At 66.5% G+C, this 12,961-nt stretch carries 6 protein-coding genes; 2 read left to right on the forward strand and 4 right to left on the reverse strand.

Translation table 11 applies throughout. The features are described 5' to 3' along the window. Window positions 1–74 precede the first annotated feature (74 nt). Genes QOL57_RS05380 through QOL57_RS05390 form a run of 3 tightly spaced genes read right to left on the reverse strand, consistent with a single transcriptional unit; the run spans window position 75 to window position 5,481 of the window. On the reverse strand, window positions 75–1,793 hold the full coding sequence (locus QOL57_RS05380; RefSeq protein WP_089239410.1) for an alpha-amylase family glycosyl hydrolase: 1,719 nt from the start codon (window positions 1,791–1,793) through the stop codon (window positions 75–77). After that, window positions 1,793–3,280 (reverse strand): MFS transporter, encoded by a 1,488-nt coding sequence (locus QOL57_RS05385; protein ID WP_089239408.1) that lies wholly within the window; start codon window positions 3,278–3,280, stop codon window positions 1,793–1,795. Before QOL57_RS05385 ends, QOL57_RS05380 begins: the two co-directional genes overlap by 1 nt. Next, window positions 3,277–5,481 carry a Six-hairpin glycosidase-like protein gene (locus QOL57_RS05390; protein ID WP_089239406.1) on the reverse strand — a complete coding sequence of 735 codons (2,205 nt, stop codon included), beginning with the start codon at window positions 5,479–5,481 and terminating at the stop codon, window positions 3,277–3,279. The genes QOL57_RS05385 and QOL57_RS05390 overlap by 4 nt, the downstream gene beginning before the upstream one ends. 236 nt (window positions 5,482–5,717) lie before the next feature. Here QOL57_RS05390 and QOL57_RS05395 point away from each other — a divergent pair, with 236 nt between their 5' ends. Continuing rightward, window positions 5,718–7,775, forward strand: a complete 2,058-nt coding sequence (locus QOL57_RS05395; protein WP_089239404.1) for a glycoside hydrolase family 97 protein — start codon at window positions 5,718–5,720, stop codon at window positions 7,773–7,775. A 277-nt stretch (window positions 7,776–8,052) separates the two neighbouring features. Next, window positions 8,053–10,812, forward strand: a complete 2,760-nt coding sequence (locus QOL57_RS05400) for a TonB-dependent receptor (RefSeq protein WP_176429866.1) — start codon at window positions 8,053–8,055, stop codon at window positions 10,810–10,812. A gap of 484 nt (window positions 10,813–11,296) precedes the next feature. Here QOL57_RS05400 and QOL57_RS05405 read toward each other — a convergent pair whose 3' ends face one another. Next, window positions 11,297–12,910 (reverse strand): alpha-glucosidase family protein, encoded by a 1,614-nt coding sequence (locus QOL57_RS05405; protein ID WP_089239402.1) that lies wholly within the window; start codon window positions 12,908–12,910, stop codon window positions 11,297–11,299. Window positions 12,911–12,961 lie beyond the last annotated feature (51 nt).

A 12,961-nucleotide genomic window follows, 5' to 3' on the forward strand; every position in this document is an offset into this window, starting at 1 on the left:
ATCCCGGTAGTGCCGGCCGCTGGCCGGCACCTGCAGGTGCCGTGGTTTCATGGGTTGCCGGCCAGCGGCCGGCACTATGGTTTCCGAAGCCGCTGGTCGCGCGCCTGCTGATCGGCCACGGCCTTGTCCAGCTCGGCCTGCAGCGCCGGCTGCTTCACGTCCGCGTCCAGTACGAATACCTTCACCCCGTGCGCAGGCACCTCCACCTTCAGCGCCCCAGTCACTTTCACCTCGCCGCCGTCCAGCGCGTCCCGCCAGGTGCCGGCCTGCAGATAGCGGTCCACGTTGAAGGTCTTCGCGGCATCACCCTTGTTCAACAGCACCAGCGCAGTCTGCGCCACGTCGGCGTGCTGCAGCACGCGGAAGAACACGGCCTCATCACCCTGCAGCCGCTCGTTCACCTGCAGGCCGCGCTGCAGCGCCGGAGTGGCCTCACGCAGCTTGGCGATGCGCTGCAGCGGCGCGAAGATCGGGCTCTGCGGGGCAGCATCCACCCGCGGCTGGCCGAAGTAGGCGCGGTTGCCGGCATGTTCCGCACGGCCGCGCATGAAGCCGGTCTCTGAGCCGTAATAGACCACCGGAATGCCACGTGCGGTGAACAGCCAGTTGTGCGCGTCGATGAAGCCGTTGTCGCTGGCCTGCAGGCGCGGCATGTCATGGTTGTCGTAGAAGCTCATCAGCTCGTACGGGTTGGCGTACGGGCCACCGGTCAGGTGCAACGGCTCAGCCAGGGTTTCAAACCCCTTGCCGGCAGTGCCGAAGGTCTGTTCCAGCGCGCCGCGCAGCGGGAAGTCGAGCACGCTGACATTGGCGTTGGCCGGCCAGGTGTGTTCGGCGATGCTGGCCGCGTTGTAGTCGAACGCTTCGCCGAACATGAACATGCCCGGGTGCTGCGCGCGGATGCGGTTGACGAACGCGTGCCACCACGAATGCGGCAGCCAGCCAATGGTGTCGATGCGCAGCGCATCCACGCCCTGCGCAGTCCACTGCAGGTAGGCCCCCACCAGGTAGTCCATCACTGCCGGGTTGTCCTGGTTGAAGTCGCTCAGCTCGGCCAGGTTGCCATCGAAGATGGAGCCGTCCTTGCTGTCGACCGGACCGATGTTGTTGTAGAACGCGTGCAGCGGATTGTGCTTCGGGTCCAGCTTCTGCGGCGGCAGGTTCTGGTGGTCGGCAATCAGCGTGCCGTCCTTGTCGAAGATCTGGCCGAACTGCGGCTGCCGCGTGGGCATGGTCCATGCCGGCGACCCGTGGTTGCCGACGATGTCCAGCACCACCTTCAGGCCGGCGCCGTGCAGACCCTTGGTCAACCCGGCAAAGTCCAGGTCCCTGCTCGGCAGGTGTTCATCGAGTTTGTAGAAGTTGATGCCCCAGTAGCCGTGGTAGCCGGTCTTGCCACGGTCGGTCAGGGTGCTCGTGCAGCTGATAGGCTTGCTGCCGGTGAATGCTTCATCCGGGTTGTCGACGATGGGCGTGATCCACACCGCGCCGAAGCCGAGGTTGCGGATGTAGTCGGCATTGTCGAGCACGCCGCGGAAATCGCCACCGAGATAGCCGATGTTGCCGTCCACCTTGTCCGGGCACGGCACCGGGATATCGAACGTGCGGTGCTTGCCGCCCTGGTCGCGGTGATCGTTGGACGGATCGCCGTTGACGAAGCGGTCGGTGACCACGAAATACACCGCGTCGCTGGCGAACGGCTCGGTGGTACCGACATAGGACGGACGTGGCGCAGCCGCGGCGTGGCCAGCGAACAGCACAAGTGATACAGCAACAGACAGGGCACCACGCATCACACCACCTCCGGACGGGACGGAACCCGCAACACGCACAGGCCGGCAATCAACAGACTGCAGCCACCCAGCACCAGTACATGCATCGGCTGGCCACCCAACCATGCGCGCAGGGCGAAACCGAGCGCGCTGGCCGCGACCAGCTGCGGGATCACGATGAAGAAATTGAAGATGCCCATGTACACGCCCATCTTCGCCGCCGGCACGCTGTCCGACAGCAGCGCATAGGGCAACGACAGGATCGAGGCCCAGGCGAAACCCACGCCGACCATCGACAGCAGCAGCCACTGCGGATCGTCGATGAACATCATCGAGATCAGCCCTGCCCCGCCCAGCCACAGGTTGACCAGATGGCTCCAGCGCAGGCCGATCGCCCGCACCATTGGCGGGATCAACACCGCGGCCAGTGCAGCGAAACCGTTGTAGGCACCGAACAGCACGCCGACCCAGTTGGCGCCTTCGTTGTAGGCCGCCGATTCGACGTCGGTGGAGCCGAAGTGCATGCCGGCCACTGCACGCGTGGTGAAGATCCACATCGCGAACAGGGCGAACCACGAGAAGAACTGCACCCAGGCCAGCCGGCGCATGGTGATCGGCATCGCACGCAGGTCGCCGACGATGGCGGCCAGCATGTGCGTGCCCGGCAGTACCCGTGCCGCCGCCAGCAGTGCACCGTAGCCCGCGCACAGGCCGGCCAGCACGTACAGCATCTTGTCGCCCTGGCGCCACGCGATCAGTGCCGCCAGCAGCACGCCGAGCCCCAGCCACAGCGCAACCTGCGCCCACGGCGCAGGGCCGGTGACCGCAGTGCCGGCGTGGTGCGCCGGTGGTTCGGCGTCATCGAAGCTGGCCAGCTCGTCGGGCGAATACTCACGTGTGCTGACCACCGTCCAGGTGATTGCCGCCAGCAGCACCACCGCGCCGAAGTAGAACGCATAGCGCACTGTATCGGGCACCTCGCCCGCCGCTGCCGTGTTGGCAACGCCGAAGTGGGCCAGGATGAAGGGCAGGAAGCTGGCAACAATCGCGCCGACGCCGATGAAGAAGCTCTGCATCGCATAGCCGGCCGGGCGCTGCCGCGGTGCCAGCTGATCGCCGACGAAGGCGCGGAACGGCTCCATCGACACGTTGATCGAGGCGTCCAGCACCCACAGCGTGCCGGCCGCGATCCACAGCGTTGGCGAGTTCGGCATCACCAGCAGGGCCAGCGTGGTCAGCACCGCGCCGATCATGAAGAACGGGCGGCGCCGTCCCCAGCGCGTCCAGGTGCGGTCGGACAGGTAGCCGATCACCGGCTGCACCAGCAGGCCGGTCAGCGGTGCGGCGATCCACAGCCCCGGCACCGCCTCCATGTCCGCACCCAGCGTTTCGAAGATGCGGCTGGCGTTGGCATTCTGCAGGGCGAAACCGAACTGGATGCCAAGGAAGCCGAAGCACATGTTCCAGATCTGCCAGAACGACAACTGCGGCTTTGCAGGACGACTCATCGTGCGTCCTCTGTTGCCGCCACCGGCGCCATCTTCAGCGCCTGTACCTGGGCCTGGTTGAGCACGCCATCACGCCCGCCCTTGCCGCCGGTGTAGTGCGCGAAGTGCTGCAGCGCGCTCATGTTGAAGCCCTCTTCCAGGGTGACCGTGCAGCGGCCCTTGGGCACCGCGAAGGTTGCAGCGGTCGAATCCTGCGCCGCCACGCTGTGCGGCAGAGCCACCGTGTGCCGCTGCGGCGGCTGGCCCTTGCACTGCACGGCCAGCTGTTTCACCGCCGCGGTCACACCGGTGTTGATGGGACCGTTCGGGTTGCTGTACTGCAGGCGCAGGCGCACGTGGCCCGCCTTGGCGGCGTTGAACTGCCACTGCCGGCTGCCACGTAGCACCTGCTGCGGGCCGACGCAGACCATCGGACTGTGCAGTGATTCCAGCGAACCTTCGCGACGGGTCAGGCTCAGGCAGTGCTGCAGGCCGTCATCACCGACGCGCACCTGGCCCTTGCTGGCCGAGGCCGCGATACCGTCCTGCCACAGCACCTGGCCGGCGGCGACCGCGATGGTCCAGCCCTTGCCGTTGCGCTTTGCCTGCGGCGCCAGCGGCGTGGCCGGCGCACGTGCATTGGCATCGGCGCGCAGCACATCATGGCTCGCCGCTGCCGGCGCGGCGACCAGCTGCACGGTCGTCGTGGCACCACGCGTGCGCGTCTTTCCCGCGACCAGCAAGCCAGCACCCACCTGCTTCGGGCGCTCCAGCACATAGCGCTTGCCGCCCGCCTCCAGGCTGATCCGCTTCTGCTTTCCGAACAGCTCCGGCACCAGTTCGGCCGGCAGCTTGGGCTGCACGCGACCATCGTCCTGCACGCCGAACACACCCTCGGTCACCATCGACAGATAGCCGGCCACTGACCACAACTGGCGCTCTGAGTTGACCACCGGGCCGCTCAAGGCACCTTCGTCCACGTGCACGGCCTGGGTGACCAGCTCGTAGTTCTCCATGTTGGAGCCGGCCAACGCCGCCCCCTGCATCAGCGAGCGGATCTCGGCGGCGATGCGCGGTGCATCGTCCACCCTGCGCGCCGCGCGCAGCGAGTAGGCGCTGACGAAAGGCCAGATCGCGCGGTTGTGGTAGATCGGCTGCTGCGCTTCCTGCGGCCACACCACCGGGCTGCCGGCAGCACCCATCGGATAGCCCGCCAGCGCCCGGCGCGCGCGCTCAGCAGGCAGCACGTCGGCGAGGATGCCCAGCGACAGGCCGAGCAGATCGATCTTGGCGTACGGCACCGGGTGCGCCGCTTCGCCGATGTAGCTCATGTACTGGCCCATGTCTTCGCGCCAGAAGCGTGCGTCGATCTGCACCGCCAGTGCGTCGGCCCAGGCCTTGTACTGTTCGCTGCGTTCGTCGCCCAGCTGCGCGGCCATCTGCTGCGCCAGGCGCAGCGCCTGGTAGTGCAGCACGTTGGTGGACAGCGCATAGGAATCGCCGATGAAGCGCACGTCCTCGCGTGTCCAGTCCGGGTAGGTCTGCTCGCGCCAGTCGAGGAACGAGGTCTCGCCGCGATACAGGCCCATCTGCGCGTCGAACACCATCGCCCGGTCCTGCGCCAGCGTGCCCTGCAGCGCCTGCCATACCTGCTCGGCAAACGCAGGGTCATCGAGCAGGTGGCGTGCGGCCAGAAACCACACCACGCGGTCGCTGCTGATCGGCCAGCTGCCGCCGGAGCCGGTGTCCTGGGCCACGAACAGACCAGGCGTATGCCCGTCGCGCGCCGCCGACAACTTGAACTGCAGTGACTGCCGGGTGCGCTTCGGGTCCAGCTTGGCCAGCGCCAGGTCGGCAGCGAAGCCGACGTCGCGCGTCCACACGTACGGCCAGCGCGCGCCGGTCTGGAAGCACTCGCACGGTACCGGACGGCCTCCATCGAAGGCCGGATCACGGATGGCATCCACCCGGTTCTGGTCCATTTCCTGCTGGGCCAGTGCGAACAGCGCATCGAACATCACGCTGCCGGTCTGGCTGCGCATGGGCGCGGCGGCGATGCGCACCTCGCCGCGCCCTTCCGGTGTGCGCGCATGCAGGATGAAGCTGCCCTTGGCAGCGGCTTCGGCACGCGCCTGGCGGCCGTCGAATGTCAGGTCGGCCGCGTGCGCGGTCTTCCCCAGCGCTGCCCCCAGGGCAGCGGTCAGGCAAATGATCTTCAGCATCGAAGCGGCAGACCGGCTTGCGCCCGTCGACCTCCCTCCCTCTCTGCACCGTTGTGGGTCCGCACTGCCGTTGCCGGCGTGCGGGCGCGGCACCTCCCTCAAGGTGCCTTGGCCCCATGGTAGACGCGGGGCTGTCGGCTGCGTCCAGCTGCATACGTATTCATGGCGCGCAGTACCGGCGCACCTGCCGCGCTGGCTTATGGTCCGGGTCTGTCAACGGCGCCTTGGGAGGGGAAATGCCGACGTCACCCACAGCTGTACGCGCAGTGTTCGCGCACGCCTTCGGCCTGGCCCTGTTGGGATTGGCCACGCTGGCACAGGCGGCTGCACCGCAGATCGCCAGCGTCGAATCACCGGACAAGGTATTGAAGGTCAGCCTGGTGCTGGACGGTGGCACCGCACGCTACCGCGTCGAGCGCCTCGGCCAGACCGTGGTGGCCGATTCGAAGCTGGGTTTTGAACTGCGGGATGGTCGCCTCGACCGCGACTTCAGCCTGCTGGCGCAGGAACGCCACAGTGTCGACGACCTCTGGGAGCAGCCCTGGGGCGAGCGCCGGATCACCCGCAACCACTTCAACGAGCTGACCGTGCACCTGGCCGAAACCACCGGCAGCAAGCGTCGGCTGGACGTGGTGTTCCGCGTCTACGACGACGGCCTGGGTTTCCGCTACATGTTCCCCGAGCAACCAAACCTGCGCGAAGCGATCATCGATGACGAGCTGACCGAGTTCGCCATCGCACCGGAGTCCACGGCCTGGTGGATACCCGCTGGCGAACCGATCCACTACGAATACCTGTACCAGCGCACGCCGCTGCGCGAAGTGCCGCTGGTGCACACGCCGATGACCCTGCGCAGCCACGACGGCCTGCACGTGGCCATCCATGAAGCGGCCCTGGTCGACTACGCCGGCATGTGGCTGCGTCGCACCGAGGGCCAGCGCCTGCGCGCGCAGCTTTCGCCTTCTGCCGAAGGCTGGAAGGTGCGCCGCGCCCTGCCCTTCGCCACGCCATGGCGCACCGTGCAGATCGCCGACCGCGCCGGCGGGCTGGTCGAGTCCGACCTGATCCTCAACCTCAATGAGCCCAATGCGCTGGGCGATGTGAGCTGGGTGAAACCGGCCAAGTACCTCGGCGTGTGGTGGTCGATGCACCTGGATGAGGAAAGCTGGGCGACCGGACCGAAGCATGCCGCCACCACCGCGAAGACGCGGAAGGTGATCGACTTCGCCGCTGCGCACGGCTTCCGTGGTGTGCTGGTGGAAGGCTGGAATCCGGGCTGGGACGGCAACTGGGTCGGCAACGGCTACGACTTCGACTTCACCCGCGCCACGCCGGATTTCGACATCGAAGCGCTTTCGGCCTATGGGCTGAAAAAGGGCGTGCACCTGATCGGTCACCATGAAACCGGCTGTGCCATAGAGCACTACGAAGACCAGCTGGATACTGCGCTGGACCTGTACGCGCGGCTGGGCGTGGATCAGTTCAAGACCGGCTACGTCTGCGACGACGGTCAGGTTGATCGCCGCAACCCGGCCGGCGGCCCGCTGTGGCGCGAGTGGCACGACGGGCAGTTCATGGCCCGTCATCACCTTAAGGTCGTGCAGGAGGCCGCGCGCCGGCACCTGTCGGTGAATCCGCACGAGCCGATCAAGGACACCGGCCTGCGCCGCACCTACCCGAACTGGATCTCGCGCGAAGGCGCGCGCGGGATGGAATACAACGCCTGGGGCCAGCCACCGAACCCGCCCGAGCATGAGGTCAACCTGGTGTTCACCCGCATGCTGGCCGGGCCAATGGATTACACCCCCGGCATCCTCAGCCTGAAGGGACGCGGTGGCCAGGCCATCCCCAGCACGCTGGCCCGCCAGCTTGCCCTGTACGTGGTGCTGTACAGCCCGATCCAGATGGCCGCGGACCTGCCCGAGCACTACCTGCAGCACCGCGACGCGTTCCGCTTCATCGAGGACGTCGCGGTGGATTGGGAGCAGAGCCGCGTGCTCGATGGCGAGGTCGGCGACTATGTGACGATCGTGCGCCGCGACCGCAACAGTCGCGACTGGTTCCTCGGCAGCATCACCGATGAGAACGGCCGCGTGCTGCCGGTGTCGTTGGGCTTCCTGGAGCCGGGCGTGCGTTACCGCGCCGAGATCTATCGAGATGGCGACGGCGCGGATTTCCGCAGCAATCCCTTCGCCTTCAAGCGCGAGGCCCGCGAGGTCAGCAGCACCGATTCACTCACCCTGGTGCTGGCGCCGGGTGGCGGGCAGGCCATCCGCTTCACACCGGTCCACTGAACGCTTGCCGGCCTGCGCGCCCCTGTAGCGCCCGAGCCCATGCTCGGGCGGCGGTGCGCAGCACCGGAACCCAGCCGAGCGTGGGCTCGGCTCTACGGAACGATGCACCTGAAAGCGATTACAACCCTGCAAACGCCATTGAATACGTATGCAGGGTGATTCCCACGAAGAACGCGCTGCCTACCATAGCGGCGACGACAGCGGCCACCGCGTCGCACGTCCTCGACAGCATCGGGACGACCACGAATCGCACTACAACATTGCCTGGGAGGGGAAAATGTTGAACCACAAGCGCAGTGCGCTGAGCATCGCGTTGGCCGTCGTACTGACGCCGTCGCTGGCAGCAGCACAGTCCACGCAGACCACCACCACCCCGCCGACCGGCACCGCCGCCACCAACCTGGATACCGTGCAGGTCACCGGCATCCGTCGCGGCATCGAAAGCGCCATCGCCACCAAGCAGGACGCCACCTCGGTAGTTGAGGCGATCTCCGCCGAAGACATCGGCAAGCTGCCCGACGTCAGCATCGCCGAATCGATCTCGCGCCTGCCCGGCCTTGCCGCGCAGCGTGTGGCCGGTCGTGCGCAGGTGATCAGCGTGCGCGGCCTGTCGCCGGATTTCGCCACCACCCTGCTCAATGGGCGTGAAGTGGTCAGCACCGGCGACAACCGCGGCGTCGAGTTCGACCAGTACCCGTCCGAGCTGGTCAACGGCGTGACCGTGTACAAGACCCCGGATGCGGCACTGGTCGGCCAGGGCCTGTCGGGCACCATCGACATGCAGACCGCACGTCCGCTCAGCTTCCCCGACCGCGTCATCGCGATCAGCGGCCGCTACCAGAAGAGCTCGCTGGGCCGCGCCGCCGACACCGATCCGTACGGCAACCGCTTCAGCGCCAGCTACATCGACCAGTTCCTGGACAAGACGCTGGGCATCGCCATCGGCTACGCGCACAGCGACATGCCGATCCAGGAAAACCAGGTCGGTCTGTACGAACCGTGGACCACCGAACACACCACCAACGGCAACCGCCCGGGTGTTGCCGCTGGCACCTACTTCACCGACGGCATCAAGGCACTGCGCCGCACCGGCAACAACAAGCGCGACGGTGTGATGGCCACGATCCAGTTCCGGCCGAACAACAGCTGGACCAGCACCTTCGACGCGTTCCATACCGAGGCGGAGCAGATCGACACCGCCAACCAGTTCGAGCTCAACCTCAGCAACTACAACGGCAACTACACCCCGGGCCTGCTGGTCAGCAATCCGCAGGTCAATGCCAATGGCACCTTCACCGGTGGCACCGCCAGTGGCGTTTACCCGCTGGTGCGCGGCATGTACAACAAGCGCAAGGACAAGATCGATGCGTTCGGCTGGAACAACGAGTTCACCTTCGGCAGCCTCAAGCTGGTCGCCGACCTGAACTATTCCAAGGCCACCCGCGACGAGCTGAACCTGGAAAACAACCTGCAGCTGACCCCGATGCCGCAGCTGGATACGGTCGGTGTGCAGTTCCGCCAGGATGGCTTCTCGCAGATCAGCCCGGGCCTGAACTACTCCAACCCGGATGCGCTGTTCCTGACCAACACCATCTACGGTTCTGGTTACGGCAAGGTACCGAAGGTGGAAGACCGCCTGAAGGGCGGCAAGCTGGCCGCGACCATCGCCCTGCCGGAAGCAATGGCGTCCTGGGCACCGGACCTCGATATCGGCGTGAACTATGCCGACCGCCGCAAGGTGAAGACCCAGTCTGAAGGCAACATCCTGCTGGGCGCGCAGGGCGATGCCAACATCGCATCGGATCTGCAGTACCGCCCGGTCAACCTCGGCTTCGCCGGTCTGGGCACCATCCCGGCCTGGAACGTGCCGGGTGCGGTCAGTCGCTACATGACCTTCAATCCGGTCGACAACCTCGACTACCTGATTCCCAAGTCGTGGACGGTGCAGGAAAAGATCACCACCGCCTGGGCGCGCCTGAACATCAACACCGACATCGGCGTGGTCGGCGTGCGCGGCAACATCGGCGTGCAGATGCAGCACACCGACCAGAGCTCGGACTCGCGTTACTGGGACAGCTCGCAGGCGGCCGGCAACAACATCCAGCCGTACTCCGATGGCCGCAAGTACAACGACTGGCTGCCGAGCTTGAACCTGGCCTTCATGTTCCCGCACGAGCAGACCCTGCGCTTTGCTGCAGCCAAGCAGGTCGCCCGCCCGCGCGTGGACCAGATGCGGGCCGGACTGGAGTTCGGCGTGGATACCGGTACCGGCCGCCCCGGCGGCAGTGGCGGCAATCCGCTGCTGGATCCGTGGCGCGCTACCGCGCTCGACCTGTCCTACGAAAAGTACTTCGGCGAGAAGGCCTACGTGGCTGCCGCGATCTTCTACAAGGACCTGAAGAGCTACGTCTACACCCAGTCGGTGGACAACTACGACTTCACCGGGCTGCTGGGCAACTATGTGCCGCCGCCGGGCATGGTGGTGCCGGTGCTGCCGACCGGCACGTTCTCGACCCCGGTAAACGGCAAGGGCGGTACGCTGAAGGGCCTGGAGCTGACCGCGTCGTTCCCGCTGGACATGCTGACCGACAGCCTGCGTGGCTTCGGCGTACAGGCCAGCGCGACCTTCAACAAGAGCGACATCCAGATCCTGGATCCGGAAAGCGCATCCAGCGTCGGCACCGACCCGATCAGCCTGCCCGGCCTGTCCAAGCGCGTGTACAACTTCACTGCCTATTACGAGCGCAGTGGCTTTGAAGCACGCGTCAGCCAGCGTCGTCGTTCGGACTTCATCGGCGAGATCGGCAACTTCAACGGCAACCGCACCCTGCGCTACGTGGTGGGCGAGAACGTGACCGATGCGCAGATCAGCTACACCTTCAGCGACAGCAGCAGCCTGCGCGGGCTGACACTGTTGCTGCAGGGAAGCAACCTGACCAACGAGCCGTACCGCACCTACGCCGGCACCAGGGATCGCCCACTGGAATACATCGAGTGGGGCCGGACCTATATGCTGGGCGTGAACTACAAGTTCTGACCTGCACGGTAGTGCCGGCCGCTGGCCGGCAATTGCCCCACCGGTAACGCCGGGCCATGCCTGGCAACCCCGCAGGAAGCAGGACCGGAAACCCGCTGCGCAGGCAGCGGGTTTTCTTTTGCGCGCGTGCCGACAGATGATCGGCAAGGCCCATCCACGCATGGCGTGGATCTACTGACATCGGTGCACCCTTGCCACGTGCGGATGCCGATCACCGCAATGTCTCCTCCGGTGGACCCACGCCATGCGTGGATGCCGATCACCGAAGCATCGCCTCTCCGGTAGATCCACACCATGCGTGGATCCCGATCACCGCCACACGGCCCCAGTAGATCCACGCCATGCGTGGATGCCGATCACCGGAACATCGTCTCTCCAGTAGATCCACGCCATGCGTGGATGCCCTGCACCGCAACTGCGCCCACAAAAAAGGGACGGGGCGCTTCGGCCCCGTCCCCGCAAGTACCGCCACCGGAGAAATCGGTCAGCTGCGTCGTGCGCAATACACCGCACGCGGTGGCAGCTGCAGTTCGTTGCCCTGCACGGTACCCGCATCCGGGCCCGGTACGGCCACCTGCTGCCAGGTACCCGCCGGCAGCGGATGGGTCACCGCCTCGGCCGACAGGTTGAAGGCCAGCAGGAGGGTTTCATCTGCAAGCATACGCTCGAACAGCAGCACTGGCTCGGCACTGTCCAGGAACCGGATCTCACCGTGCAGCAGGGCCGGCTGGGTGCGGCGCCAGGCCAGGAAGCCGCGGAAGGCCGACAGCACCGACTGCGGATCCTGCGCCTGCACCGCCACGGCCGCAGCCTGGTGCTCGGCCGGGATCGGCAGCCACGGCTTGCCGGTGGTGAAGCCGGCCAGCGGCGCGTCGATCCACGGCAGCGGCGTGCGACAGCCGTCGCGGCCCTTGAAGTTCGGCCAGAAGGTGATCCCATACGGGTCCTGCAGCGCCTCGAACGGCACCTCGGCCTCGGCCAGGCCCAGCTCCTCGCCCTGGTAGAGGCAGACCGAGCCGCGCAGTGAGCACAGCAGCGCCACCAGCATCCGCGCCAGGCGCGGGTCGGCCGGATGGCCACCCCAGCGGCTGACCGCGCGCTCCACATCGTGGTTGGACACCGCCCAGCACGGCCAGCCCTGGGTCATCGCCGCTTCCAGTCGCGACACCGTGTCGCGGATGTAGGCCGCGCTGTAGTCGTTGACCAGCAGCTCGAAGCTGTAACCCATGTGCAGGCGGCCATCCTGGGTGTATTCGGCGGTGGTCGCCAGCGAGTCCTCCGACGAGATCTCGCCCAGGCTCACCGCCCCCGGGTACTCGTCCAGCAGGGCGCGCAGCTGCTCCAGGAACGGCAGGTTCTCCGGCTGGGTGTTGTTGTAATAGTGGTACTGGTAGGCGTACGGGTTGTCCGCGCTGAAGCCGCGGCCGACGCGCTTGTCGGCCGGCTTGGGCGGGTTGTCGCGCAGCTGCGCGTCATGGAAGCAGAAGTTGATCGCATCCAGGCGGAAGCCATCCACGCCCCGGTCCAGCCAGAAGCGCACGTTGTCCAAGGTCGCCTGCTGCACCTCCGGGTGGTGGAAATTCAGGTCCGGCTGGTCCACCAGGAAGTTGTGCAGATAGTACTGCTCGCGGCGCGGCTCCCACTGCCAGGCGCCGCCGCCGAACAGCGACAGCCAGTTGTTGGGGGGCGTGCCGTCCTCGCGCGGATCCACCCACACATACCAGTCCGCCTTCGGATTGCTGCGGTCCTGCCGGCTCTCGCGGAACCAGGCATGGTCGATCGAGGTATGGCTGAGCACCTGGTCGATCATCACCTTCAGGCCAAGACCATGCGCCTTGGCCAGCAGCCGGTCGAAGTCGTCCAGGCTGCCGAACAGCGGATCGACATCGCGGTAGTCGGCGATGTCATAGCCGAAGTCGGCCATTGGCGATCGGAAGAACGGCGAGATCCAGATCGCATCCACGCCCAGCGCGGCGATATGGTCCAGGCGCTGGATGATGCCCGGCAGGTCGCCTACCCCGTCGCCGTTGGCGTCGAGGAAACTGCGCGGGTAGATCTGGTAGATGACGGCTCCGCGCCACCATGGATAGTGCGACATCGACAGCCCCCCTCCGGGCATGCGGGACCCGCTGCAAGCGGGCTGAAAACC

It is taken from the genome of Stenotrophomonas sp. yr243 (genome assembly GCF_900184195.1).
Classification (GTDB): Bacteria; Pseudomonadota; Gammaproteobacteria; order Xanthomonadales; family Xanthomonadaceae; genus Stenotrophomonas; species Stenotrophomonas lactitubi.

Bases quoted from the DNA above. Each gene is read 5' to 3' on its own strand.
- QOL57_RS05380 (WP_089239410.1), bottom strand. From the start codon at position 1,793: ATGCGTGGTGCCCTGTCTGTTGCTGTATCACTTGTGCTGTTCGCTGGC.
- QOL57_RS05385 (WP_089239408.1), bottom strand. From the start codon at position 3,280: ATGAGTCGTCCTGCAAAGCCGCAGTTGTCGTTCTGGCAGATCTGGAAC.
- QOL57_RS05390 (WP_089239406.1), bottom strand. From the start codon at position 5,481: ATGCTGAAGATCATTTGCCTGACCGCTGCCCTGGGGGCAGCGCTGGGG.
- QOL57_RS05395 (WP_089239404.1), top strand. From the start codon at position 5,718: ATGCCGACGTCACCCACAGCTGTACGCGCAGTGTTCGCGCACGCCTTC.
- QOL57_RS05400 (WP_176429866.1), top strand. From the start codon at position 8,053: ATGTTGAACCACAAGCGCAGTGCGCTGAGCATCGCGTTGGCCGTCGTA.
- QOL57_RS05405 (WP_089239402.1), bottom strand. From the start codon at position 12,910: ATGTCGCACTATCCATGGTGGCGCGGAGCCGTCATCTACCAGATCTAC.